The organism is Propionivibrio soli (assembly GCF_025770765.1).
Taxonomy (GTDB): domain Bacteria; phylum Pseudomonadota; class Gammaproteobacteria; order Burkholderiales; family Rhodocyclaceae; genus Propionivibrio; species Propionivibrio soli.
In genome coordinates this window covers 1-23,928 of sequence record NZ_JANZKY010000007.1, presented here as the reverse complement: position 1 = coordinate 23,928, position 23,928 = coordinate 1, and the positions used below count along the sequence as shown (strand labels likewise).

Here is a 23,928-nt window from a genome sequence, read left to right as displayed (position 1 = left end):
CGTCGCCCCTCACCTCGGCGACACCCCGGAACAGTGCGCGCCAGAAAGGACCCGCCCGTTTTCGGGGCCCGAACTCTGGCGTTTGGCATGGATCGTGTTAGGGGACAGACGAAAGGCGGAAACGCGCTATGAGCGAATATCTCGTACTTCTTGTTTCGACCGCGCTGGTCAACAACGTCGTGATGGTCAGATTCCTTGGCCTGTGCCCGTTCATGGGCGTATCGAAACGCATCGACGGTGCCATCGGCATGGGCCTCGCGACGAGCTTCGTCATCGTTCTCGCCGCGTCGCTGAGCTGGATTCTCGAACACTGGCTGCTTGTTCCGCTCGGTCTGAGCTACCTGCGCCTTCTCACCTTCATCCTCGTCATTGCCGCCGTCGTGCAATTCACCGAGGCCGCGATGCGCAAGATCGCCCCCGATCTCTACCAGATGCTCGGCATCTATCTGCCGCTGATCGCCACCAACTGCTCCGTCCTCGGACTGCCGTTGATCAACATGCAGGAAGGGCACGGGTTTGTAACAGCGATCGTCTACGACTTCGGCTCGGCGCTCGGTTTTACGCTCGCCATGCTGGTCTTCGCCGGCCTACGCGAACGCCTGGCGCTTGTGCGGGTTCCGCACGCTTTTTCCGGCGCGCCGATCGCCTTCATCCTCGCCAGCCAAATGTCTCTGGCATTCATGGGATTCTCCGGGCTGAACTTCAAATGAACCGCGCTGCGCCGCCTACCACCGCACTCCCGCTTCGAGGTCGTCATGTTCGCGGCCGTCGCTAGCTTGGCGCTGCTCGGGGCCGCGCTCGGCTTCGGTCTCGGCATCGCCGCCCGCCGCTTTGCGGTGGAATCCGATTCGCTCGTCGACGCCCTCGTCGCCATGATGCCTGGATCGAATTGCGGGCAATGCGGACAGGCAGGCTGTGCCGAGGCGGCACGCCTCATCGCCGAGGGCACGGCGCCGGTGACCAGCTGTCCGCCCGGGGGCAAGGCACTCGCCTCCGCGCTCGCGGCGAAGCTCGGCATCCCGCTCGATCTCTCCACCGTCGCGGATCAGGAACCGCGGATTGCCTCCATCGCCGAGGACATCTGCATCGGCTGTTGCCGCTGCATCAAAGTGTGTCCGACCGACGCCGTGATCGGCGCCGCCAAACAGATCCACGCCGTCATCCGGGAGGCATGCACGGGTTGCGGGGCCTGTATCGAACGCTGTCCGACGGAGGCGGCTACATTGCAACCACTTCCGGCCACCGTCTCCCATTGGGTATGGCCGAAGCCTGACGTGCCGGCGTATCCGGCACCGGCACTGGCCAATTAGGTACGCGGGACGAACTACGGGACTCAACATGGGATTCATCGAGAGATTCCTGCACACGCTGTCCGAACCCCGCTGGGGTGTGCATCCGGACGACCGCAAGCGGCCGGCCGCCGATGCGCCGCTGCGCCTCCTTCCCATGCCGAAGCGCTTGTACATCCCGCTGCAGCAACACGTCGGCCAACCGGCACGATCGGTCGTTCTCGTCGGACAGCGGGTGCTGAAGGGGCAATTGATCGCCGAACCGCAGGGTCGTATTTCGGCGCCCGTTCACGCGTCGACATCGGGCACGGTGTTCATGATCGGCGACATAACCGCGCCGCATCCTTCGGGACTTGCTTTCGCCGCCATCGGCCTCGAGCCGGACGGAATCGACGCGAGCGCCGAATCGGCGGTTCCCGCGGATCCCTTCGCTTTGCCGCCGGCGGAAATCACACGGTTGATCGCTGCGGCCGGCATCGTCGGACTGGGCGGGGCGACCTTCCCGTCGGCCGTCAAACTGGCACTCGGACAGCGTTCCGGCGTCGCGACCCTGATCGTGAATGGCGGCGAATGCGAGCCCTATCTGTCTTGCGACGATCGCGTGATGCGTGACGCGGCACCGGCCGTGGTCGACGGCGTACGCCTCATGATGCACGCCATCGGCGCGCGTGAAGCGCTGGTCGGCATCGAAGCCAACAAGCCGGAGGCGATTGTGGCGATGCGCAAGGCAGCGGCGCCGTTCGCCGCGATCCGAATCTGTCCCGTACCGGCTCGCTACCCGATGGGCTCGGACCGGCAGTTGATCCAGACGCTCACCGGTAAGGAAGTACCGTCGGATTGTCGAGCCGCCGACGTCGGCGTGATCGTCAATAACGTGAGCACAGCCAACGCCGTGCACCGCGCCGTCCGGCTCGGCGAACCTTTGATACGCCGCATTGTGACGATCAACGGTGGCGCCATCTGGCAGCCGGGCAACGTGATGGTCCCGGTCGGCACGCTGGTGTCCGATCTGCTCGCCTTCGCCGGCGTGAAGAGCGAGCCGGAACGGTTGGTGATGGGCGGCCCGATGATGGGAACGGTATTGCCGCACGCCAGCGTCCCGATCGTCAAAGGCACTGCCGGAATACTCGCGCTCAATGCCGAAGAAATTGCCGAGAGTGAACCCGGTGCCTGCATCCGCTGCGGCAACTGCACCCGCGCCTGCCCGGCGGGACTCCTGCCGCTCGAGATGGCCGCCCGCATCCGAGCCGGGGATCTGCCGGGTGCCGAGGCTTTCGGTCTCTCCGATTGCATCGGCTGCGGCTGCTGCGCTTACATCTGCCCGGCGCATCTCCCGCTCGTTCAGTACTTCAATCACGCCAAGGGCGAGTTGTCCACCCAGGAACGGACTCGCCTGCGCAACGACGCGGCCAAGCGACTGGCTGCCGAACGAGCCGGGCGTCTGGAACGCGAAGCCCTTGAAAAGTCGGCGGCCGCAGCGCGGCGAAAAGCCGAGCGCAATGCGGCCAAGGCGGCGGAGGCCGCCCGGGCTTCGCCGGCCGTCCCGACCACTCAGCACGCCGAAAAAAACACCGCGGCCCTTGTCGAGACTTCCTCATGAACGACCTCCCCCTCGCCTCGACTCCAGCGTCCTCGCCGCATGCCAAGACGGCGGACGCCGTGCCGCGGATCATGCTTACCGTTGCTGCGACGCTGGTGCCGGCAACGCTGTTCGCCTTCTGGCTCTACGGCTGGCCGGCAATCTTCGTCTGGCTGATCACCGTGGGGTCCGCCGTACTCGGCGAAGCCGTCTGCGTCCGTCTCGCGGGACGGCCGGTGGCCAGAACCGTCGGCGACGGTTCGGCGCTCCTCACCGGCTGGCTGCTCGCCCTCTCATTGCCGCCTTGGGCGCCTTGGTGGATCGGCGCCGTCGGAGGGCTCTTCTCTACGATCGTCGGCAAGCAGGTGTTCGGCGGCCTCGGTTGCAACCTCTTCAATCCTGCCATGGTGGCCCGCGTTTTTCTGCTCGTTTCCTTTCCTGTTCAGATGACGGTATGGGTTACGCCGCTCCCCATCACGGCCCCCACCGCCCCCGGATTTCACGACGGCCTCCTCGTCGTTCTGAACGGTATCCCGAAGCTCGATGCCGTATCCAGCGCATCGCTGCTCGGCTTCGCCAAGACCGAACTGTCGCGCGGTGTCGATCTCATGCACGCGCTGGCCGGCACCGGCGCCCCGACGAGTTCGCTGGCCGGTGCGCGTGCGGGCAGCCTCGGCGAAACGGCGACGCTGCTGATCGCCGCCGGCGGATTCATCCTGCTCGCACGACGCCTCATCACGTGGCACATTTCGCTTGCCATGCTGATCGGGCTCGCGGTACCCGCCGCCGTTGCCCATGCCGCCGATCCCGGCCGCTACCTCGACCCCGCCTCCCACCTGCTTTCGGGCGGCGCGGTACTCGGTGCGTTTTACATCGCTACCGACTACGTCACCTCGCCGAATACCGACCTCGGTCAGTTGATCTACGGCCTCGGGTGCGGATTGCTCACCTACGTCATTCGTACCTGGGGCGGTTATCCCGAAGGTGTCGCTTTCGCGGTACTGTTGATGAACGCGGCGACGCCCGTGATCGACCGTTACGTACGTCCGCGCATCCTCGGCCGGGATCGGCGCGGCGCCCCGCTCGACCCGGCAACGCAGAGGGTGAAGTCATGACGCTGCCGCTGGCCGAATGGCGCACTCGATTCGCCTACCAGCCCCTGTCGCTGGGTTTCGCGGCCCTGGTCACCAGCGCCGCGCTGACATTCGCCAACCAGTTGACGAAGCCCGGCATCCAGGCGGCCGAGGAGCGCGATCTGCAAACGAGCCTGGAAGAAGTGCTGCCGGCGGGCTACGCCGACAACAGCCTGCTGAAGGACGCGGTAACGATCCCCGATGCAGCCGGACAGGATGTCATTGTCTATCGCACGCGCAAGGCAGGCAGCGTGAACGGTGCCGTATTCCGGACGTCGGCCCGCGGCTACGCGGGCCACATCGTCGTTCTGATCGGCGTCGACACGCAGGGAACGATACTCGGCGCGCGTGTCATCAAACACCAGGAAACGCCGGGACTCGGGGACAAGATCGAGGCGACGAAAACCGGCTGGATTCGCGGATTTGAAGGCAAATCGTTGTCCTCCCCGCCCGCAGAGAAGTGGGCCGTGAAGAAGGACGGCGGTGTGTTCGACCAGTTCGCCGGAGCAACGATCACTCCACGCGCCGTCGTCAAGGCGGTGAAGGAAGGGCTCGCGTTCTACGCCAGCCACCGCGACGAAATCGTCTCCGACGGCAAACGACAAGGGAGCGGCGTATGAGCTATCGAACGACGATGCGTAACGGACTCTGGGACCAGAACGTCGTCTTCTCACAAATGCTCGGCATGTGCCCGACCATGGCGGTGACGACGAGCGGCACCAACGGTCTCGGCATGGGCCTGGCGACGACGGTGGTCCTGGTCGGCTCGAACGCGATTGTGGCGGCAGTGCGCGAACTCGTATCTCCGCACGTGCGCATCCCGGTGTACATCGTGCTGATCGCCACGCTGGTCACCATCGTCGACATGAGCCTCAATGCCTGGATGCACGACCTCTATCGCGTCCTCGGACTGTTCATCGCGTTGATCGTCGTCAATTGCGCCGTGCTCGGACGCGCGGAGGCATTCGCTTCGCGTTCCACGGTACTTGCCTCAGCATTCGACGGCTTGTGCATGGGGATGGGCTTCACCGGCTCGCTGACGCTGATCGGTCTGATCCGCGAATTCATCGGCATGGGCACGCTGTTCTCGCAGGCAAGCCTGCTGCTTGGTCCGCGTTTCGCATTTCTTGAAACGCGGGTACCGGGCGAGTACGGCGGCGTACTGATGATGGTGCTGCCGCCTGCGGGATTCCTGGTGCTCGGTTTTCTGCTGGCCGCCAAACAGGTGCTTGAGAGGCGATACGCGGCCGCAGCCGGGATCGCCACGAATCCCGACGGCGAACAAGCCGCCGCGGGCTGCCACTGAGAAGGTCATAAGGAGCACGTATGCAAGTGGGCATCGCCTATGCCGAACACGGCCAGCAGGTCTGGCTGACGATCGAGGTTCCCGACGAAACGACGGCAGCGGAAGCGATCGGCCAGTCGGGAATTCTCCAGATGTTCCCGGGCATCGATCTCTCGGCGCAGAGGATCGGCGTCTTCGGCAAGGTGGTGAAGCCGGAAACGCCTCTGCGCGCCGGCGACCGCGTCGAAATCTACCGGCCGATCATCTGCGACCCACAGACCGTCCCGCGGCGAGACGGCTTCGGTACCGCAGACGACGATTGACTCGGCGCGCGTTGCGATGAGGCCGTGCGCGTCGTCGACCTCGCCCCACGAACCACAAGAAGCATTCAATGCCTACGGCATGCCACGCCCGCCAACCCGAACCGAGCCACCCCGCGTCGCCAATCAGCCTGCGAACACGCGGCTTATGCTGGTGCCTTACGCTTCCTCCGGCTCAGCCAGTAGACTGGCGATCCAGCGCTTCTGCGCGGCGCGGCGGCGGGACTCGCCGAGATGCTCCGCGATCTTCTCGCGTACGGCGGAAAGCGGCAGTTCGGACTCCTCTTCGATGGCCACACAATGGATCAGGTGGAAACCGAGCGGGGATTCGACGACACGCGAGAGTTCGCCGAGCGGCAACGCGAACCCTGCGCGCTCTAGTTCCGGGTAGAGCTGACCGCGAACAACCGTGCCCAGAAGACCGCCATTCGTCGCCGTCGGACATTCGGAGTGCTTCAAGGCCTGCTCCGCGAATCGCTCCGGAACCTTGAGCAGGCGCTTACGGATGGCGTCGATCTTGGAGCGCGCGGCACGGCGGCCACTACCCTGCACGTCGTCGTTGATCGTCACCAGGATATGGCGCAAGGTGCGATTCTCGGGACGCCGAAAACGATCGCGGTGGATCAGGTAGAAGATCTCGATGTCCGTCGTGCTGACGGTTTCCGCGGCATTGCCGATGCGGTCGAGCACAGCCTCGAAGCGAAGGTCGCTTTCCACGGCGGCCTGCAGCCCATCGAGATCGAGACCGGTTTTCTCGAGGTCGGCCAGGAACTCGTCCTCGTTCGCGTAACGCTGGCGAATCTCGGACATCGCCTGCTCGACCGACGAGGCCGGCAGCATGACCTGCGCCGCTTCCTTCGTCTCCAGAATCCGCTGCTCGATCGTGAATTGCCGAGCCGCCACGCGTTCGACACGCCGCCTTTCGACAGCGTCGAGCGCGTCGGGCGGTTTGCTATAAAGCCGTTGTGAAAGCTTCAACGTCAGGTACGGGCGCGAACCCTGCGCCGCCACTTCATGCATAAGACATCTCCATCACAGGATCTAGCGCCTTCTCGGGTACCGCAAACATGCGGCCTGGAAGGCAATCGAAATGCACGTGGTAAACGGGCGCTTCGCCGTCGCATACCACGCGCAGAATCTCGCCGCGCCCGCCCGCCGGAACGCAGACGTCACCGCCGATGCTGAGAATCCGGTTGACCATCACTTTCTGGCGCGCTTCAAAAACCGCCGGCAACCAAGGATCGCCGGCGCCGATCAACTCTTCCTCGCGGCAACCGACGATGCGGTCGATGCCGAGGAAATGCACGGCATAGATGATCTGGTCGAGCAAGAACGTCCCCACGTCGACGATCGTTCCCAGGCTTCCCCGTCGTACGAGCAAGGCGCCCGTCTCCTGCCCGGGGAACGTCCCGTCGTTGCGCACATTACGCACCACGCGCACCGTCTCGCCGCAATCCCATCGCGTTTCCATCAATGCTTCATGCGGCCGATGTTCGCCACGGGAATCGTGGTGATTCCAGCCGCTCGCTTGAAGACACGAAACACCTTCTCGGTGCGCGCGTCGGAACGCACGAAGTCGTCGTAGGCCAGCGCAAGACTGGCGCGCATGTCGTCGCGCGTCGGGCCGCCCGCCGTATCGGATCGCGACAGGTAATCGTGAAAGCGCTGCAGGATGTGCAGGCGATAGACCTGGACGACGTGCGGGTCGTAGGCCACCGAAAAATGCTCGAGGAAATCCTCGGCGGATTCGAGTTCGGCGACTTCCGATTCAAGTTGGGGACTCATCTTCTCTTCCTCATCTTCTCTTCCTCGTTACCCGCAAAGTACGGATTCGCTGCGGGAAGCGCGGGCATGCCTGCCACGGAGGCATGCGATGAACGAAAGGAGTTCACGGGACGACGGCGGGCGCTTCGTCTCGTGCACGAAATCGCGCACGCGCCCCATCAAGGCCTCGGCCTCGTCGTCGCTCACTGACGCGCCGAGGCGCGCATATACGGCCCGCACGCCAACCCGGCCCGAATGCTTGCCGAGCACGAAACGGTGCTCCCGTCCGACGAGCTGCGGATCGAAGCCCTGATAGTTGTCAGGGTGCTTGAGCAGGCCGTCGATATGCACGCCCGCCTCATGTGTAAACGCGCCCTCGCCGACCACGCTTTTTTGCCAGGGAACGGGCCGTCCGGACGCCGCGGCGACCTTCTCCGACAGAAGGGGCAGGCTCCGCAGGTCGATGCCGCAGTCGACGCCATGGCAGCGGCGCAGCCCGAGAGCCACTTCTTCGAGCGGCGCGTTGCCGGCTCGCTCGCCCAAGCCGTTCACCGTCGTATTCACGTGCGTGGCGCCGGCACGCACTGCAGCCAACGTATTCGCTGTCGCCAACCCGAGATCGTCATGCGCATGCATTTCGATTTCAAGGTCGGTACGCCGGCGCAGATCGCCTATACGCTCGGCAACTGAGAACGGATCAAGAACGCCGAGCGTATCGGCATAGCGAAGGCGTCGCGCTCCAGCCCGCTGCGCCGTCTCGGCGATCCTCGCAAGGAAATCCGGGTCGGCGCGCGAGGCATCCTCGGCACCAACCGCGACTTCAAAGCCATCGTCCAGAGTCCGCGCGATATGAATGCCCAGGTTGTCGAGCAGCCACTTGCGATCGCGGTGCAGTTTGTGGGTGAGATGCTGGTCGGATGCCGGTACCGAGATGTCAACGAGATCGACGCCGAGCCCCCGGCACGCATCGAGATCGAACTCATTCATGCGGCACCACACCATTAGCCGCGCCGTTAAGCCAAGTGCCGCAACGGCGCGAATACCCTCGCGCTCGAAGTCGCCCATTGCGGGAATCCCGACTTCAAGCTCGGGCACGCCAGCCTGATCGAGGCGACGCGCGATATCTATTTTTTCGGCGAGACTGAACGCGACGCCGGCCGACTGCTCACCGTCGCGCAGGGTCGTGTCGTTGATGACGATCGAGGATGGGGCGTGTGTCGTCATGGGGCCTCCTAAATTGCCTAATGCAATTCCGGGGCCAGACACAAGCTATTGTTTTTTCAAGGACACCATCTCCGACCATGCAACAATTTGGTGCATGGTCGTCATAAATGCGACAAAAAGGCCCCGGCAGAAGGCATCCGCCGGGGCCTGATCGAGTTCTTCGAAACTGAAACTACCTAAAGAAGCGGTTTAAAAACCCCCCTTCAGAAACAGTCCATCAAAGGCCGAATTCGGCTGCAAATTCGGCCACTCGGGCCTCAAGGTGAGAACGAAGCGTCGCGTTGGCCGGCAAGTCGGTGTCGAAGATCGCACTCAACGAAAGCAGCGAGGACACAAGCGCTTTCGGGTCCGTCCCCGCTTCAGCAACTTTGGTGGCAATTGCGTCGGCCAACGGATCCTTCAGTGCGGACGCGCCACCCTGGAGGATCGTCTTGCTCACGTAGAGCATCCACGCCGCAACGGCTGTTTCGATATGCGGAGACGCTTGCCCGGCCTCGATGCGCTTGCGCAATGGCGCCAACAGTCGCTGAGGGAGTTTCTGTGAGCCATCCATAGCAATCTGGGCCGTGCGGTGACGGATGGCCGGGTTGCGGAAACGCGCATCGAGCGCCTTGACATATTCATAGGGGTCCGAGCCGGACGGGGCTTTCAGCGTCGGGATGATTTCCTTCCAGAGATTCTGCACGAGTTCGGCCACGCGAGAAGAGCCCATCGCTTCGGCCACTGTTTCCAAGCCCAACAATTGTCCCATGTACGATAGGGTCGAATGCGCGCCGTTCAGGCAGCGCAACTTCATCTGTTCCCATGCCTCGATTTCGTTCGAGAAGATCGCGCCACCGAGCTCCCAGCGCGGCCGGCCGAGCGGGAAGTTATCCTCGATCACCCACTGGCTGAACGGCTCAGTCACCACGGGAGCCGCATCATCGAGGCCGATCGCTGCTGCAACACGTGCTTTGTCCTGGTCGGTCGTCGCCGGGGTGATTCGATCCACCATCGTCGACGGGAAGGCGACATTGGCGCCGATCCAGGCGCCGAGATCGGCATCCACCTTGCATGCGAAAGCGGTCACCGCCCGGCGCACCACTTCGCCGTTCCCAGGCAGGTTGTCGCAGCTCAGGACCGTAAACGGCGCCAACCCCGCCGCCCGACGGCGCCTGAGCGCTTCGACGATCAGCCCCGGTACCGTTTGCGGATGCGCGGGATCGGCGAGATCGGTCGCGATGGCGGGTGAATCGAAGTTCAGCTCCCGCGTGGCTGAGTGCAGGTGATAGCCCTTTTCGGTCACCGTGACGCTGACAATGCGCGTGCTCGCTGCGGCCATCGCTGCTACGAGCGGTTCCTTGCTCCCAACGCCGCTGAGTACCTTGAGGACAGAACCAACAACCTGATACCGTTCTCCTGCCGGATCGCTGATGGCCATGGCATACAAGCCATTTTGCGGCGTCAACGCTTCGCTCATCGTTGCTGAAACCAAGCCGGCACCGATGATTCCCCACTCCTTATCGCCGGCGGCAAGTGCCGCGTCCGTGTATAAGGCCTCGTGAGCGCGGTGGAAAGCACCAATGCCCAAATGAACAATACCGGGAACGATCTTGCTCCGGTCGTAAGCAAAGCGCGTAATACCCGGTTTCAGTCTTGCCAAGTTTTCTTCACTGAGGCGCATCTTTCTTTCTCCGTTTGTCCCGAGCCCCACCGGCTCCGAGTATGTTTTTCGGTTGTTCCCACATACGCAGCCCGGCCCTTATCTTCGATGTTCGCGTTGAAACAATCAAAGCGTCGAACGTTTTGAGTCACCCAAAGGGCGGCTTTCAGGCTAATCACGATGCAGAAATGGTGCGCCATTTATGGCGCGGCAATGAGAGCTAGGCGGCAAGGGTGTTACTTGAAAACGCTCTCGTCACTCGACTAAAGCCTTACTCTCTAGCTAATCGGAATTGTATGGTAGAATGCCAACGACCAGCAAGTAGAGCAAGTAGAGCAAGTAGAGCAAGTAGAGCAAGTAGAGGGACCTATGGCTGAAGCCGCCGCTACAAAAAAAGCCTCCGTCAGACCGTTTCGTCACGTCGAGCCGGTCTCCATCAGCACGCAACTTTACCGCCATTTGCGTAGCGCCGTCATCCGTGGCGAGTTGCACCCCGGGCAGGCGCTTTCGGAATCCGAAATCGCGCGGCAGTACTCGACAAGCCGACAACCGGTGCGCGAAGCCTTCATCAAACTGGCGGAAGAACGGCTGGTGGTCATCCAACCTCAACGCGGGACGTTTGTCATCAAGATTTCCGTGGCCGACGTTCTCGATGCTCGATTCGTGCGTGAAGCGATCGAAGTCGCTGTAGTACAAGAGGCGGCAACATCGGTTTCGCCAGCCGCCATCAAGCAGTTGCGCGAACTGATCGAGCAGCAAAAAGCGACGGCTCATGGCCAGAATGAAGAGTTCATGGCGTTGGATGAGGAATTCCACCGTACCATCGCCCTCGCGGTTGGGCGCGCACACGCATGGCGGGTCATTGAAAACGTGAAGGCGCAGATGGATCGGATCCGTTACCTGAGCATCGACGACGCGACGCCGATCATGCTCATCGTCGATCAGCACAGCCGCATCGTGGACGGTATCGAAGCCGGTGACCCGACGGCCGCTGCGGCCGCAATGCGCAGCCATCTGCGCGAAATCACGGTTTCGCTGCCCAATATCGCCGCACGATTCCCGGATCTATTTGAATCTCAATAGTCTCGCCGCGCCAAAGCAAAAAAGCCCGCAACGTTTGCCATTGCGGGCTTTTTTCATGGCTCTGCGCGTCTGTTAGTGGATGCGGCAAGCGGCCGTCATCAGAAAGTCAGCTGGACTTTCATTTGCGAGCGCCGATCGGCCGCGAGTTCGAATGCCTCCACCGCCCGATTCACCGGCAGCGTCGCGGTAATGATCGGCTTGACGTTGATACGCCCTTCCTTGATGAGACGCGCGGCGAGCGCGTACTCGGTATGGAAGCGGAACGCACCGACGAGCCGTATCTCCTTCCCTACGATGGCATTGATCGGAATCGGGACTTCGCCGGTCACGCCTACCTGCACGATGGTGCCGCGCGGGCGAAGAGCCGGGATAACGTCCTTGAGCACAACGGCGGCACCGGTACACTCGATGACGACATCGAAGTAGCCTTTGTCGGCCGTAAACTCTTCCGACTTCAACCCCGGTTCGACCGAGACATTAACCGTCCGGGTAGCACCCATTTCGGTAGCCTTCTTCAACGCCGCATCATGCAGGTCCGTAGCTACGACTTCCAGCGCGCCAGCAAACCGGGCAGCAGCAACGACAAGCGCACCAATTGGACCGGAACCCGTCACAAGCACCCGTTTGCCCGTCAACGCCCCGGCCTGCTGAACGGCATGGAGAGCCACCGACAAAGGCTCACAGCACGCCGCCTCTCCGAGAGACACTTGATCGCCCACCGGCTCGCATTGGTGCTCCTCGACCACAATGAGTTCGCGGAAGGCGCCTTGGCTGTGCGGGATGCGCATGGCGCTGCCGTAAAACCACATGTCCAGGCAATGCTGATGCTCGCCCGCCTGGCAAAATTTGCACTTGCCGCAAGGCCGACTCGGGTTAAGCGCGATTCGGTCTCCCGGTTTAACGCGCTTCACGTTGGCACCCACCGACTCCACTGTCCCCGCCACTTCGTGCCCAAGCACGATCGGCTGCTTGACGCGAACAACGCCAAAGCCTCCATGCAGGTAGTAGTGCAGGTCGGACCCGCAAATACCTCCCGCACCAACCCGTACGAGCACTTGGTCATCTTGCATTTCGGCAACCGGAACCGGTTCCAGCCGCAAGTCCTTTTCCGCGTGTAACACGCAGGCCAACGCTTCCATGTCCTAACTCCTATCAACCTTTGGAGGCACCCCGCCTTGGCCTCGTATCCAGTGTCGCGCAGCCCCTGGCGATCGGTGCGAAAGAGAAAAAGTTTCCTTCTGCCGCCCGGCAATCGCGTAAAGGCAAAGCCAGGGACTGACAACCCCACGATGCGGGTCACCATCTCGCTTCCTGGACATGGCAACGACGACTCGCGAGGCGATACCATACTAGCGCCTCGCGATTTTTCTTGTCAAACATTAATTGGTATATTGTCAGACAATTGAGGCGTATCACCACGCCGAAGGGCGGCCCCGCATCGAAGCCTCTCGGCCTTAATTCCTAAACAGCGATATGAAGAACTCAATAACCAAGCTCAGCCGGGTAGTAGAAGAATTCGGACAACAGATTGTTGAGGGAACCTACGCCCCAGGCTCGCCGCTCCCGAGCGAAACCGAGCTATGCAAGACGTTCGAATTGTCGCGTGCGACTCTGCGCGAAGTCGTCAAGGTGCTGGCCGCCAAGCGGCTGATTAAGGTTCAGCAGCACTCAGGTTTGCAAGCCATGCCGAAGGAAAAGTGGAACTATCTGGACGTCGACGTGTTGCGCTGGGCGTTGTCCGGGCCAGACAACCCGGAACTTGTTCGCCTGCTTCTCGAAACACGTAGTGTCGTGGAGCCGGCCATTACTGAATGGGCAGCGGAACGCGCCACCGCGTGCGATCTCATGGAGATGGAATCCGCCGTCAACGACATGGCGAAATATCGCGACGACAAGCCGGCCTTCAACTCTGCAGATGTTCGCTTCCACCAGGCACTCGTCGCCGCCGCTCATAACTATGTCATCGAACAGTTGGGCGAAGCAATCGGCATCCTGCAACGCGCCGTCTTCGATGCCACGTACGTTTCCGATGCTTCTACACGCGAGGAAACCATCGCGCAGCACCGGGAACTTTACGATGCCATCCGTCTCAAGCAGGCCAAATCCGCTCGCCGTCTCAGCGAGGCGATGATCAAGCGAGTGGAAAAGCGCATCGTTGCCGCTTTCGAGGCCTGAGGAGTTCGCTGGAAATTAATTGTAGCCGCGCTCGGGCGGGAGCCGCGGATGCCTTCGCGCGACGCCCCCTATGGAATCTTCCTGCTCCGGCGTCTCGCTTTTCGCTTGCGCACGAACCCAAAGTCGACTACCATACAAGAAGTCGAACGCAATAGCGTGAAGAAATTAGCGTATCGCCGTCCGAGACTGAATCAGATCGCGTAATACATCAAACTTCAACAAGAAGCTGACGATGCGAGCATCCTCTCCTCCCTCGCCTCGAGCAGCGCCTTCTCCTCGGTTGAGCACGTTGTGCTTACGACAGTAGTTCAACACTGGCCGGCGAAATCGCCGGCTTTTTCTTACCTGCTACTCATCTAGGGGAACCGAAAACAGCAGCCCTCTGCTCAAGAAACGCTGTTGTCTGGGGATAACATATTCGTCGGCTCTGCCGCATTCAATATGCAACATATGTGCGCATACATGCCGACCCCACGCAACGCGAATAACGCCGGGAGGCAGCAAAGGGGCTAGAAAATCGAAGACCACGCACACAGCCTATCGAAGCATTGCGCGGGACGGGCGCTTGTAGGGCGGCACCAAGAAGAGGCGCCGCGCGGTTGAAGCCGCCTAGAAAAGACGGCTTCAATCCGTGCCCAAAATACGGAAGCTTCTACCAATTCCAGAGCGTACCATCCTCCAGCCGAGCGACCGGAAGGTACGCAGGCTCGTATGGGTACCTCGCAGCAAGCTTCTCGTCGATTTCCACGCCCAGACCGGGCTTGTCGCCTGGATGCATGAATCCGTCATTAAAGCTCCATGCACACTGGAACACTTCCATCGTCTGCTCGTGATAACCCATGTATTCCTGCACCCCAAAATTGGGAACCCACAGGTCGAAATGCAGCGCGGCTCCCATGCACACGGGCGACAGATCGGACGGACCATGGCTTCCCGTACGCACTTGGTAGATCGCGGCCAAGTCCGCGATGCGCCGCAAGTGGGTGATGCCCCCCGAATGAGTAATCGTCATGCGGATGTAGTCGATCAACTGCTCCTCGATGAGATCCTTGCAGTCCCAAAGGCTATTAAAAACTTCGCCAACCGCGATCGGCGTCACCGTATGCTGCCGGATCAAGCGAAACGCTTCCTGATTCTCGGCCGGTGTGGGGTCCTCCATCCAGAAGAGGCGATAATCCTCGACGGACTTGCCAAGACGAGCCGCTTCGATCGGCGTCAAGCGATGGTGGACGTCATGCAGAAGGTGCGGCTCAAATCCGAAACGCTCTCGCACCGCGGCGAAAAGCTTCGGCACGAAGTCGAGGTATTTTTCCGTCGACCACGCCTGCTCTTCGGGCCAACCTTTCGTCGCCGGCTCGTAAGCACCGCCTTTTGATACCCCGTAAACGGACTTCATTCCCGGAACACCACATTGGGCACGGATCGCCTTGAAACCTTTCTCCTGATAACGGGCAAAGGCGTCCAGCGCTTCTGGAATGTCGCGGCCCGTGGCGTGGCAATAAACCATTACGCCTTCGCGCGACGCTCCACCGAGCAACTCGTAAACAGGCATGTTGGCGAGCTTTCCCTTGATATCCCAGAGAGCCATGTCGACGGCCGCAATCGCCGACATCGTGACTGGCCCGCGCCGCCAATAGGCGCCTTTGTAAAGATATTGCCAAGTATCTTCGATCTTTCGGGGATCGCGGCCGATCAGCAATGGGCAAACGTGGTCCTTCAGGTACGAGGCGACGGCTAGCTCCCTACCGTTGAGCGTCGCGTCTCCCAATCCCGTCACACCGTCATCCGTCGTGATTTTCAACGTCACGAAGTTCCGGCCAGGACAGCATACGATGACGTCGGCTCCCACTATTTTCATCTCATATCTCCTATCGTTTCGGCCGGCATGATTCGCAACGTAGCCGCCACATTCGTACCATACTAGGCGACATGATAAAAGGCAAGACAAACGTGCTCAGTGCAATGCAGATTGTAACCTTGCGCGTCCCATTCTGTCTGACAATCGCGACCCCAATGAAGAACGTATATAGAACCGTTCTTTACCGCTTGCGAATGAAAAAGAAACGTTCTACCATACAAGAGCAGGGTCGCCGCATGCGCGGCAATAAAACGTAAACCGATTCATATCCAGGAGTGAGAGTCATGAAGAAAATGCTGTTGCTGATGTCAATGGCCGTTGGATTCACGGTTTGTGGCGGGGCAAATGCCGCCGGCGAATACAAGCTGAATGTCAGTTCTGCGCTAACGCTGGAGGACCCGATGTTCAAGGGACTGAACCAGTTCAAGGCAGAAGTCGAGAAGCGCTCCGGTGGTCGAATCGAGGTCAAGCTCTACCCAAGCTCGCAACTTGGTGCAGATGAAGACGTGCTCGAACAAGCCCGAGCCGGTGCCGGTGTAGCGGTGCTGGTTGACGGCGGCCGTCTCGCTCCATTCGTCAAGGAATTCGGCGTTCTCGGCGCCCCCTATATCGCCAACAATTTCGCGGAAATGCGCAAGGTAGTTACCTCCCCGCTGTTTGAAAGCTGGGTGGAAAAACTGCGCAATGCGTCCGGTCACCAGGTGTTCTCGTTCAACTGGTATCAAGGCGACCGTCATCTCCTCACCACAAAGCCGGTCACGAAGCCCGCCGACCTCGCTGGGGTACGCATGCGTACGCCGGGCGCGCCGGTGTGGCTGGAAACTGTCCGCGGACTTGGCGCAACGCCGACACCCATGCCTTGGGCAGAGGTTTACTCAGGGCTGCAGATGAAGGCTATCGACGCAGCTGAAGCTCAGCATCCCGCGACCTATGGCCAGCGGCTATTCGAGGTCATCAAGTACATCACTAAGACTGGGCATATCCAGCTGATCACCGGCCTGGTCGGTTCGAAGGCATGGTTCGACAAGCTTCCGGCCGACCTGCAGAAAATCGTGCGCGAGGAAGCCCTGAAGGCCGGCGACACCGCTTCGAATGCGACGATCGATTCGCTCAAGAACTACGAAAAATTGATGACTGAAAAAGGCGTGAAGATCGAAGAGATCGACATCAAGCCGTTCGTAGCCTCGACTAACGTCGTCTACGAGAAGCTCGGGTACACGGATTTGCGCAAGCAGGTCAACGCGATTCTGGGTCGCTAGGAGAAAATGCGCCATGGTAAGGAACATCTTGATTAAACAGGAGGAACGCCTTGCCATGGCGTTTTTTGCCTGTACCTCGGCATTCGTCCTCGTCGGCGCGGTAACGAGAACACTCGGCTCACCCGTCATCTGGGCTGTCGATTTGGCTCAGCTTTCTTTTGTGTGGGCTTGTGTCCTCGGCGCCGATCTGGCGATGAAGAAGAACGCGCATATCGAGATCGACATCCTCGTACGTCATTTCTCGCCCCAAACGAGGCGGGTCATCGCGATTATCTGGTTGTTCGCAATCGCCGGCTTTCTCGCCATGTTGATTTGGTATGGCGTCGATCTCACTCTGATGAACAAAGAGCGCGAACTTGGCGACGTTGGCATCAGCTACAGCTGGGTGACTTCCGCCATTCCGGCAGGCTGCGCCTTGATGCTTGCAACGACGCTTCGGCGCCTTTACCGGGGTTTGACCGGCCAAGAGACGCTCTCCCTTGAAGGCCACGACGGAACGGTGATCTGACATGAGCGGCACGCTTACCTTACTTTTCTTATTCCTGATGTTCATGGGCATGCCGGTAGCTTTTGCCATCGGCATATCGGCTGTGATGTTCTACATTTTTGGTCCGGTCCCGACAGGGATCGCGATTCAAAAAATCACGACAGTCACCCAATCCTTTCCACTACTTGCCGTACCGTTGTTCGTGTTTGCCGGTCACCTGATGAACGAATCGGGCATCACGGCTCGGTTGATCCAGTTGTCGACCGTGCTCACTGGCTGGATGCGAGGAGGCCTTGCCCAAGTAGCCATCATGCTCAGCGCATTGATGGGTGGTGTCTCGGGTTCTGCGGTGGCGGACGCGGCGATGGAGGCGCGCATCCTGGGCCCGGCCATGCTGAAGGATGGTTACACGAAAGGATACGCATGCGCCGTCATCTCTGTCGGCTCGCTGATCACGGCCACGATTCCGCCGAGCATCGGGCTGATCCTCTACGGTTTCATGGGGAACATCTCGATCGGACGGCTATTCGTCGGCGGCGTCGTTCCCGGCGTACTGATGACGGTTGTCCTGATGGGCATGGCGTATCGCGTCGCATGCAAGCGCGGGTACGAGCCGACTCTCAAGGAATTTCCCCCCGTCGCAACGATCCTTCGCAACGTATGGGAATGCAAATGGGCATTGATGTTCCCCATCCTGCTTATCGTCGGTATCCGCTACGGGATATTCACCCCCTCTGAGGCAGGCGCATTTGCCGTCGCTTACGCGATCTTCGTCGGCATGGCGATCTACCGGGAATTGAGCATCGAAAAACTGGTGAACTCCTTGCGGCATAGCGTCACCGACACCGGCATGATCATGCTCATCATCATGTTCTCGTCGATGATCGGCTACATGATCACACTTGAAGGGGTTCCTCAATCGGCTGCCGCCTTCCTGGCCGGAATCACCGAAAACAGGATCGCTTTGATGTTGCTGATAATCGCTTTCATCATCGCGCTTGGCATGTTCCTCGAGAGCACCGTCATCGTCCTCTTGCTCACGCCCATACTGGTGCCCATCATTACCCGCGTCGGCATCGATCCTGTCCACTTCGGTTTGGTCATGATGACCTGCGTGACCCTCGGCGGCATGACGCCCCCCGTCGGCGTCGCGATGTTCACGGTCTGCGGTATGCTGAAGTGTCCGATGGATGAGTATACGAAGGAGGCCTTGCCATTGATTCTGGCCGTAATCGGTTTGGTCGTGTTGATGATCGTGTGGCCCACGAGCGTACTCTTCCTGCCCGATATGGTGTTCGGAAAAGGATAACGTTGGCACATCACTGTATTGAGGAAGCCGCTTGCTGAAGGTCAGCAAGGCATCAAGAAAACGGTGATCATGTGCGAGGGATGCGCACATGATCACTTTTCGTTTTATCAACCCGTATGAGAGGAGAGGGAAATGCTTCGAATCAATAAGAAAATTGCTCGGTTGGCCATTCTCGGGACCCTGTCGTTCGCATTCTCTAGCGGTCTTTACGCCGCGGACATAACGCTGAAGCTCGGCCATCTGGCGAACGAAGACAACGTCTGGCACAAGGCTTCGCTGAAGTTCGCGGAGGAAGTCAAATCGCTCACGAACGGCAAAGTCGAGGTCAAGGTTTTCCCGAATGATTCGCTCGGGAAGGAAATGGACTTGATCAATGGCATGCAGCTCGGCACGGCCGACATGACGATTACGGGTGAATCTTTGCAAAACTGGGCGCCGAAGGCAGCGCTTCTGGCCATTCCCTATGCGTTCAAAGACCTCGCCGAAATGGACAAGGCCGTTTCAGGCCCGCTCGGGGAAGAAATCAAGAAAGAGATCATTGAAAAGGCGAAGATCATTCCGCTTGCTTACTTCGCCAGGGGACCGCGCTACTTGACGAGCAACAAGCCCATAAAGACCGTTGACGATGTGAAGGGGCTGCGCATGCGCGTCCCGAACGTTCCTGTCTTCATGCAGTTCTGGCGTGGTGTTGGTGCCCAACCGACTCCGATGGCATTCAGTGAAGTATTCACGTCCTTGCAGACCGGCGTCATCGAAGCGCAGGAAAACCCGCTGGCGCTGATCAAGTCAGCAAGCTTTTTCGAAGTTCAGAAGTACGTTAATCGAACTGCGCACGTTCGCTCATGGATCTATCTGGCTATCAGCCAGAAATCGTTCAACAAACTCAATGCTGACCAGCAGAAAGCAGTGACCGAAGCGGCGAAACGTACGCAAGCTTATGAACGCCAACTCATGCTGGCTGACGAGCAGAATCTCGAGGCCGAACTGAAAGCGAAGGGAATGACGTTCGTCGATACCGACCAGTCAGGTTTCGCGAAGAAAGCCAAGGAAGCCGTGCTCGCGGCAGCAAAAGAAGAAGTCAAGCCGACCATCCAGAAACTCTACGCCGATTAGTCTGCGACTGAGTTCTGCAGTTTTAGTGGCCCCCTCCCGCTCCCGTGCAATGTAAACCGGGGCAGGATGGGGTCTGTGCGTTCATGGAGAGGCAAATAATGGTCGGAATTCTTAAGCAACTCGAAAAACTCATCCGGGGGGGCGTTTTCGTTTTCTTTGCGCTCATGATTGTTGCCGTGGTCGTGCAAGTATTCGCGCGCACCTTCATGGCGCAACCTCCAGTTTGGACGGAAGAAGCTTCCCGGGTCTCGCTGCTTTACATCATGGGCTTAGGTGTCGGTGCGTCGGTCGTGACCGGGGATCTCGTCAACGTCGATCTCGCATTAATGGTCATGCCCAAAGCCGGCCGCCGCTTCTGCGAGCTGGTTTCCGCGGCACTCGTTTCACTAATAGGTTTTGTGCTCGTTCCCGGGGCTTGGGAATTCACACTCTCGGGTGCGATGCAGACCTCACCCATCCTGCAGATCGAAATGCAGTACATCCACGCCTCGATGCTGTTCTTTGCCGCCCTGCTCGGCATATTCGGATTCATCAAATTCCTCCGAATTCTTACCGACGGCAGCGAAGACGCGCCAAAACAACACTCAGTTGGCGAGGCATGACATGGGAATTTCAATCCTTTTCGGCACGTTCATCATCTGCCTAATCATCGGCGTACCCGTTGCTATCTGCCTGGGTGTTTCCTCGGTCGCCTACCTGTATTTTTACGCCGACATCCCGCTGGTGGTTTTCCCGCAGAAGATCTTCGCAGGAGTGGATTCTTTCGTCCTGCTCTGCATCCCGGGGTTCATCTTGGCAGGCAGCCTCATGAATGGAGGCGGCATTACCGACCGCATCATCCGTTTCGCGAGCGCAGGCGTCGGTTGGGTTCGCGGTGGTCTGGGTCTCACCAACGTGGCGGGATCGATGCTGTTTGCCGGCATATCTGGGACAGCCGTCGCCGAAGCCGCATCGATTGGCGCCGTGATGATCCCGGGGATGAGGAAGGAAGGCTATCCCGTTGCCTTTGCTGCCGCAATTACCGCCGCTGCATCTACCGTTGGGCCGATCATCCCTCCCAGCGTGCCAATGATCATCGTCGGTGCGCTTACCGGGGTTTCCGTGGGAAGAATGTTCATGGCCGGTGCCATTCCGGGCATTTTGCTGGGACTCGGGATGATGGCGGTGTGCTACATCCTGGCCGTCAAGAATGGATATCCGCGACAACCATGGAAAGGATGGCGGGAACTCTGGAACGCGTTCCTCGGTGCGTTCTGGGCTCTTATGCTGACCGCACTCATTGTGGGGGGCATGCTGAGCGGACTGGTCACGCCAACAGAAACGGCCATTTTGGCTTGTGTATACGCTTTCGTCGTCGGCGTTTACATCTACCGGGGCATCACATTGCGCGACGTGCCGAAAATCGTGGTCGACAGCGCAATTACGTCGGCGGCCCTGCTGGCTCTGGTAGGGATCGCAAACGTGTTCGGGTGGATCATGGCGTCGGAAGAGATTCCTCAATCGATTGCGAAAACGATGCTCTCGATCACCCGCAACAAGGCGCTGATCATTCTGCTGATCAATATCTTGTTGTTGATCGTCGGGATGTTCATGGAGACGATTGCGGCGCTGATCATCCTCTTCCCCACCTTGCTCGCGGTGGCGACTGGAGTCGGTATAGACCCGGTGCATTTCGCCACGTTCGCCGTGCTGAATCTGATGATCGGCTTGACGACGCCCCCTGTCGGAGTCTGCCTTTTCGTGTGCGCCAACATCGCGAAGCAGCCTCTATGGCCTGTAATTCGGGCGATCTTTCCATTTCTGGTCGGGAACATCATCGTGCTCTTCCTCGTGTCGTATATCCCGCAGTTATCCTTGTGGTTGCCTAACTTGCTGTTCGGCGCCAAGTAAGCAAGCGAGTGCCGTGAAGGAGAACCTTACGGCACTCGCTTGCCACCATCGCACCAATCCGCTGATCCGCTTCGCCTTACGCGGAACACACTTTGTATCTCCGCCGGGTCTGAGAGGACAGCCTGGCCACCATCTGCTAAAACGTGGTTTTTCAGCGCTGCCTTCATGTTGATAGCGCCCGCTATTTGACGTTAGCGTTGCGACAGACCGTCCATTCTTGTTACGCTCCCACAATTGAAGGTTGAACTGGCATTCGTTTAAGTAACTAGAACTGGTGGGAAAGCGACGACCGAAGCCATGCCTATGCGTCGTGGACTTGGCACTCGTCCTGCAGCAAAGGAAAGCTGTAGACGGAGCGGATTTCGGCTAGTAAGACAAATTAGAACCTTCGGGTAGACAGCATCCGGAAAACTCTTTTTTGGGCGTCGCCGGTGAACGCAAATAACCGTTTGTCGCCGGGGCGTTGCATTAAACGACGGTGGGATGCACCTTCTTCCGCTATGGTGCAAACCGCTTATCCGCGTTATCAATTGGGAGGGTGTTCGAGAATGAAGATGAAGGCGTGTATAGCCGCCATCCTGGCCGTCGCCGGTTTGGCTCTTGGCGGTTGCGACAGTACCGACAAATATCCGGAAAAGAACATTGAAGGCATCATTGCTTGGGGTGCCGGAGGGGGAACCGACGCCGTTTCCCGACGCTTGACCCCTGCGGTGCAGAAGGCGCTCGGGCGAAACATCAGGTTATCCAACAAAACAGGGGCCACCGGGTCTGTCGCCATGCAGGCCGTCAACGAAGCAAAAGCCGACGGCTACACGTTGCTCTACCACGCCGAAAACCCCGCGTTGTATCAAGTGCTCGATATCTCGCCGCTGAGCTATGACGACTTCGAGCCGATCATGCTCTTCGTCCAGGGTGCGACCGTCATCGTCGTTCCCAAAGCGTCGCCGTTCAAGACCTATGCCGACCTCATCGCCGCCGCGAAGGCAGACCCGGGAAAAGTGACCATCGGCATCAGCGGTATCGGCGGGCAACCGCATGTAACGTCGTTGATTCTGAACAAGATCGAAGGTGTCACGTTCAAGCCGGTGGCCTTCGAGGGTGACGGGCCATTGATTACCGCGTTGTTGAACCGTCAGGTCGAAGTGAGCGGGTTGGCGATCGGTGCCGCGGCACAGAACGTTGGTAGCGGCGCATTCCGAGCCTTGGCCATCATGAAGGACTCGGAAAATCCGGCGTTGCCGGGCGTCCCGGCAATCACGAAGTTGAATCCGGCCTATTCCGACATCATGAAAACGCCGGGTTTCTTCTATGGCGTCTGGGTCAAGAAGGGAACGCCGCAGCCAATCATCGATAAGTTGGCTGCCGCTTTCAAGACGGCGTTCGACGATCCCACGTTCAAGGATTTCGCCGAAATGAACGGCTTCACTCTGATGGGTCTGACAGGCAAGGAAGCGAAGGACTACATCAAGTCGTGGCAATCACAGATGACTTGGCTCATCCATGATGCGGGCGGAGCAAAACAATCGCCGGATAAATTTGGCATCCCGCGTCCGGCCGGTTCAAAACCGGCCCCGGCAAGCGCGCCTAAGCCCGCTGCTGGCTGAAGCATTGCGGAGCGGCGGGCCCCCGCCCCGAACGGTTATGTCGGGGCGGGTTTCCCCGCCCCACCCCGGCCCTCACCGCTTCTCCTCTCTTTAGTAGCCTCGCGCCACCGTCTCTGTAAGCAAGGACGAATCGCGTCAATCCTCGCCATGCAAGACAGGGCTGCCTCCGCCTTCTCCGAGCGCAGGTATGAAAGATGCCCGTGTCCGTCGCCTCGGTTCAAATCGCCGTGCCTGCCAACCTCTAGTGCCTGCCTCGCACCTGCGAGGTGAGCAAACCTCGTGCATGTGGCCGACGCGGCGGTACCGATTAACGGCCCAACTTGAGGAGGTGTGGAATGTCTCTAGGAACCATCCTGCTGATCGTTCTGATCCTGGTTTTGATTGGTGTCATCCCGAGTTGGCCCCACAGCCGTGCGTGGGGCTACGGCCCGACCGGGGGCGTTGGCCTCGTTCTCGTCATCGTCATTGTTCTGTTGTTGATGGGCCGAATATAGCCCTACTCTAGAGGTCGCTTGAGTTGGTCCGGCTGCCCAGCCCGGACCAACTCCATGCTGCGTGCTTAAGTTTGGCCGGGAGGTCATCAATCAGCCACCCGCCCCGGTTTCCTTTTCGCATAAGGCGTCACCGTTTCAGCCATCCGCGATACAGATTCAATGGCACCTGCAACGGGACTGTTCCCTTCCCTGCCGCCGGCCACCTGCGAGCCGAGCGAACAGAGCGCCGCAACCTATTCTCGCCATTCCCTGGATGTCACAGAGGGCTCGTCAGCTAACTAGTCTTTTCGCGTTATTAACCCGGTCCTAAAATAGAAAACAGTCGTATACTCCTGACATGGGAAAGATCGATGTCAGAAAGCTTGAGCCAGCAGCGCGCGAGCAGCTGCGGCGGACGGTGATTCGAATGCTGGGGCGCGG

24 protein-coding genes are annotated in these 23,928 nt (G+C 59.7%); 17 read left to right on the top strand and 7 right to left on the bottom strand.

The window, feature by feature from the left end; translation table 11 throughout:
- Positions 1-128 precede the first annotated feature (128 nt).
- The 7 genes from rsxA to NZ453_RS09355 are packed head-to-tail and all read left to right on the top strand — an operon-like array spanning position 129 to position 5,609.
- Complete coding sequence (gene rsxA, locus NZ453_RS09385; RefSeq protein WP_263770288.1) at positions 129-710, top strand: electron transport complex subunit RsxA; 582 nt, start codon at positions 129-131, stop codon at positions 708-710.
- A gap of 45 nt (positions 711-755) precedes the next feature.
- Positions 756-1,310 carry an RnfABCDGE type electron transport complex subunit B gene (locus NZ453_RS09380; RefSeq protein ID WP_263770287.1) on the top strand — a complete coding sequence of 185 codons (555 nt, stop codon included), beginning with the start codon at positions 756-758 and terminating at the stop codon, positions 1,308-1,310.
- Positions 1,311-1,338: 28 nt separating this feature from the next.
- Positions 1,339-2,889 (top strand): electron transport complex subunit RsxC, encoded by a 1,551-nt coding sequence (gene rsxC, locus NZ453_RS09375; protein ID WP_263770286.1) that lies wholly within the window; start codon positions 1,339-1,341, stop codon positions 2,887-2,889.
- Positions 2,886-3,983 (top strand): RnfABCDGE type electron transport complex subunit D, encoded by a 1,098-nt coding sequence (locus NZ453_RS09370; protein WP_263770285.1) that lies wholly within the window; start codon positions 2,886-2,888, stop codon positions 3,981-3,983. Before rsxC ends, NZ453_RS09370 begins: the two co-directional genes overlap by 4 nt.
- On the top strand, positions 3,980-4,621 hold the full coding sequence (gene rsxG / locus NZ453_RS09365) for an electron transport complex subunit RsxG (RefSeq protein ID WP_263770284.1): 642 nt from the start codon (positions 3,980-3,982) through the stop codon (positions 4,619-4,621). The genes NZ453_RS09370 and rsxG overlap by 4 nt, the downstream gene beginning before the upstream one ends.
- Positions 4,618-5,307 carry an electron transport complex subunit E gene (locus NZ453_RS09360; protein WP_263770283.1) on the top strand — a complete coding sequence of 230 codons (690 nt, stop codon included), beginning with the start codon at positions 4,618-4,620 and terminating at the stop codon, positions 5,305-5,307. The genes rsxG and NZ453_RS09360 overlap by 4 nt, the downstream gene beginning before the upstream one ends.
- A 20-nt stretch (positions 5,308-5,327) precedes the next feature.
- Positions 5,328-5,609, top strand: coding sequence for an RnfH family protein (locus tag NZ453_RS09355; RefSeq protein ID WP_263770282.1), 282 nt, complete (start codon positions 5,328-5,330; stop codon positions 5,607-5,609).
- A gap of 156 nt (positions 5,610-5,765) precedes the next feature.
- Here the strand turns inward: NZ453_RS09355 and nifM are convergent, their stop codons facing one another.
- The 5 genes from nifM to NZ453_RS09330 form a co-directional block, all read right to left on the bottom strand.
- A complete protein-coding gene (gene nifM, locus NZ453_RS09350; RefSeq protein ID WP_263770281.1) occupies positions 5,766-6,626 on the bottom strand; it encodes a nitrogen fixation protein NifM in 861 nt (286 codons plus the stop codon).
- A complete protein-coding gene (locus NZ453_RS09345; protein ID WP_263770280.1) occupies positions 6,619-7,077 on the bottom strand; it encodes a nitrogen fixation protein NifZ in 459 nt (152 codons plus the stop codon). The genes nifM and NZ453_RS09345 overlap by 8 nt, the downstream gene beginning before the upstream one ends.
- Positions 7,077-7,391 carry a nitrogenase-stabilizing/protective protein NifW gene (nifW, locus tag NZ453_RS09340; RefSeq protein WP_263770279.1) on the bottom strand — a complete coding sequence of 105 codons (315 nt, stop codon included), beginning with the start codon at positions 7,389-7,391 and terminating at the stop codon, positions 7,077-7,079. Before nifW ends, NZ453_RS09345 begins: the two co-directional genes overlap by 1 nt.
- Positions 7,392-7,418: 27 nt before the next feature.
- Entirely contained in the window at positions 7,419-8,594 is a 1,176-nt protein-coding gene (gene nifV / locus NZ453_RS09335) for a homocitrate synthase (protein WP_263770278.1), read from the bottom strand.
- Between the two features lie 217 nt (positions 8,595-8,811).
- Complete coding sequence (locus NZ453_RS09330; RefSeq protein WP_263770277.1) at positions 8,812-10,257, bottom strand: mannitol dehydrogenase family protein; 1,446 nt, start codon at positions 10,255-10,257, stop codon at positions 8,812-8,814.
- Between the two features lie 348 nt (positions 10,258-10,605).
- Between NZ453_RS09330 and NZ453_RS09325 the strand changes: the two genes are divergently transcribed.
- Positions 10,606-11,319 (top strand): GntR family transcriptional regulator, encoded by a 714-nt coding sequence (locus NZ453_RS09325; RefSeq protein WP_263770276.1) that lies wholly within the window; start codon positions 10,606-10,608, stop codon positions 11,317-11,319.
- A gap of 98 nt (positions 11,320-11,417) precedes the next feature.
- Here NZ453_RS09325 and NZ453_RS09320 read toward each other — a convergent pair whose 3' ends face one another.
- Positions 11,418-12,458 carry an L-idonate 5-dehydrogenase gene (locus NZ453_RS09320; protein ID WP_263770275.1) on the bottom strand — a complete coding sequence of 347 codons (1,041 nt, stop codon included), beginning with the start codon at positions 12,456-12,458 and terminating at the stop codon, positions 11,418-11,420.
- A 334-nt stretch (positions 12,459-12,792) separates the two neighbouring features.
- Between NZ453_RS09320 and NZ453_RS09315 the strand changes: the two genes are divergently transcribed.
- Positions 12,793-13,494, top strand: a complete 702-nt coding sequence (locus tag NZ453_RS09315; protein ID WP_263770274.1) for a FadR/GntR family transcriptional regulator — start codon at positions 12,793-12,795, stop codon at positions 13,492-13,494.
- Positions 13,495-14,146: 652 nt separating this feature from the next.
- On the opposite strand, the gene manD is transcribed toward NZ453_RS09315, so the two are convergent.
- Positions 14,147-15,352, bottom strand: coding sequence for a D-mannonate dehydratase ManD (gene manD / locus NZ453_RS09310; protein WP_263770273.1), 1,206 nt, complete (start codon positions 15,350-15,352; stop codon positions 14,147-14,149).
- 284 nt (positions 15,353-15,636) lie between these two features.
- Here manD and NZ453_RS09305 point away from each other — a divergent pair, with 284 nt between their 5' ends.
- The 8 genes from NZ453_RS09305 to NZ453_RS09270 all read left to right on the top strand — a co-directional run bounded on the left by NZ453_RS09305 (position 15,637) and on the right by NZ453_RS09270 (position 23,508).
- Positions 15,637-16,611 carry a C4-dicarboxylate TRAP transporter substrate-binding protein gene (locus NZ453_RS09305; RefSeq protein WP_263770272.1) on the top strand — a complete coding sequence of 325 codons (975 nt, stop codon included), beginning with the start codon at positions 15,637-15,639 and terminating at the stop codon, positions 16,609-16,611.
- A gap of 13 nt (positions 16,612-16,624) precedes the next feature.
- Positions 16,625-17,119, top strand: coding sequence for a TRAP transporter small permease (locus tag NZ453_RS09300; RefSeq protein ID WP_263770271.1), 495 nt, complete (start codon positions 16,625-16,627; stop codon positions 17,117-17,119).
- 1 nt (position 17,120) lies between these two features.
- Positions 17,121-18,407 carry a TRAP transporter large permease gene (locus tag NZ453_RS09295; protein WP_263770270.1) on the top strand — a complete coding sequence of 429 codons (1,287 nt, stop codon included), beginning with the start codon at positions 17,121-17,123 and terminating at the stop codon, positions 18,405-18,407.
- A 132-nt stretch (positions 18,408-18,539) separates the two neighbouring features.
- Positions 18,540-19,520 (top strand): TRAP transporter substrate-binding protein, encoded by a 981-nt coding sequence (locus NZ453_RS09290; protein WP_263770269.1) that lies wholly within the window; start codon positions 18,540-18,542, stop codon positions 19,518-19,520.
- Between the two features lie 98 nt (positions 19,521-19,618).
- A complete protein-coding gene (locus tag NZ453_RS09285; protein WP_263770268.1) occupies positions 19,619-20,122 on the top strand; it encodes a TRAP transporter small permease in 504 nt (167 codons plus the stop codon).
- 1 nt (position 20,123) lies between these two features.
- On the top strand, positions 20,124-21,410 hold the full coding sequence (locus NZ453_RS09280) for a TRAP transporter large permease (RefSeq protein WP_263770267.1): 1,287 nt from the start codon (positions 20,124-20,126) through the stop codon (positions 21,408-21,410).
- A gap of 554 nt (positions 21,411-21,964) precedes the next feature.
- Entirely contained in the window at positions 21,965-23,014 is a 1,050-nt protein-coding gene (locus NZ453_RS09275) for a Bug family tripartite tricarboxylate transporter substrate binding protein (RefSeq protein WP_263770266.1), read from the top strand.
- Between the two features lie 335 nt (positions 23,015-23,349).
- Positions 23,350-23,508: a DUF3309 domain-containing protein gene (locus NZ453_RS09270; protein WP_263770265.1), complete on the top strand. Its 159-nt coding sequence runs from the start codon at positions 23,350-23,352 to the stop codon at positions 23,506-23,508.
- Positions 23,509-23,928 lie beyond the last annotated feature (420 nt).

Bases quoted from the DNA above. Each gene is read 5' to 3' on its own strand.
- NZ453_RS09360 (WP_263770283.1), top strand. From the start codon at position 4,618: ATGAGCTATCGAACGACGATGCGTAACGGACTCTGGGACCAGAACGTC.
- rsxA (WP_263770288.1), top strand. From the start codon at position 129: ATGAGCGAATATCTCGTACTTCTTGTTTCGACCGCGCTGGTCAACAAC.
- NZ453_RS09300 (WP_263770271.1), top strand. From the start codon at position 16,625: ATGGTAAGGAACATCTTGATTAAACAGGAGGAACGCCTTGCCATGGCG.
- NZ453_RS09280 (WP_263770267.1), top strand. From the start codon at position 20,124: ATGGGAATTTCAATCCTTTTCGGCACGTTCATCATCTGCCTAATCATC.
- rsxG (WP_263770284.1), top strand. From the start codon at position 3,980: ATGACGCTGCCGCTGGCCGAATGGCGCACTCGATTCGCCTACCAGCCC.
- NZ453_RS09275 (WP_263770266.1), top strand. From the start codon at position 21,965: ATGAAGGCGTGTATAGCCGCCATCCTGGCCGTCGCCGGTTTGGCTCTT.
- NZ453_RS09285 (WP_263770268.1), top strand. From the start codon at position 19,619: ATGGTCGGAATTCTTAAGCAACTCGAAAAACTCATCCGGGGGGGCGTT.
- NZ453_RS09305 (WP_263770272.1), top strand. From the start codon at position 15,637: ATGAAGAAAATGCTGTTGCTGATGTCAATGGCCGTTGGATTCACGGTT.
- NZ453_RS09320 (WP_263770275.1), bottom strand. From the start codon at position 12,458: ATGGAAGCGTTGGCCTGCGTGTTACACGCGGAAAAGGACTTGCGGCTG.
- NZ453_RS09345 (WP_263770280.1), bottom strand. From the start codon at position 7,077: ATGGAAACGCGATGGGATTGCGGCGAGACGGTGCGCGTGGTGCGTAAT.
- NZ453_RS09355 (WP_263770282.1), top strand. From the start codon at position 5,328: ATGCAAGTGGGCATCGCCTATGCCGAACACGGCCAGCAGGTCTGGCTG.
- NZ453_RS09370 (WP_263770285.1), top strand. From the start codon at position 2,886: ATGAACGACCTCCCCCTCGCCTCGACTCCAGCGTCCTCGCCGCATGCC.
- nifW (WP_263770279.1), bottom strand. From the start codon at position 7,391: ATGAGTCCCCAACTTGAATCGGAAGTCGCCGAACTCGAATCCGCCGAG.
- NZ453_RS09380 (WP_263770287.1), top strand. From the start codon at position 756: ATGTTCGCGGCCGTCGCTAGCTTGGCGCTGCTCGGGGCCGCGCTCGGC.
- NZ453_RS09330 (WP_263770277.1), bottom strand. From the start codon at position 10,257: ATGCGCCTCAGTGAAGAAAACTTGGCAAGACTGAAACCGGGTATTACG.
- manD (WP_263770273.1), bottom strand. From the start codon at position 15,352: ATGAAAATAGTGGGAGCCGACGTCATCGTATGCTGTCCTGGCCGGAAC.
- rsxC (WP_263770286.1), top strand. From the start codon at position 1,339: ATGGGATTCATCGAGAGATTCCTGCACACGCTGTCCGAACCCCGCTGG.
- nifM (WP_263770281.1), bottom strand. From the start codon at position 6,626: ATGCATGAAGTGGCGGCGCAGGGTTCGCGCCCGTACCTGACGTTGAAG.
- NZ453_RS09295 (WP_263770270.1), top strand. From the start codon at position 17,121: ATGAGCGGCACGCTTACCTTACTTTTCTTATTCCTGATGTTCATGGGC.
- NZ453_RS09290 (WP_263770269.1), top strand. From the start codon at position 18,540: ATGCTTCGAATCAATAAGAAAATTGCTCGGTTGGCCATTCTCGGGACC.
- NZ453_RS09315 (WP_263770274.1), top strand. From the start codon at position 12,793: ATGAAGAACTCAATAACCAAGCTCAGCCGGGTAGTAGAAGAATTCGGA.
- nifV (WP_263770278.1), bottom strand. From the start codon at position 8,594: ATGACGACACACGCCCCATCCTCGATCGTCATCAACGACACGACCCTG.
- NZ453_RS09270 (WP_263770265.1), top strand. From the start codon at position 23,350: ATGTCTCTAGGAACCATCCTGCTGATCGTTCTGATCCTGGTTTTGATT.
- NZ453_RS09325 (WP_263770276.1), top strand. From the start codon at position 10,606: ATGGCTGAAGCCGCCGCTACAAAAAAAGCCTCCGTCAGACCGTTTCGT.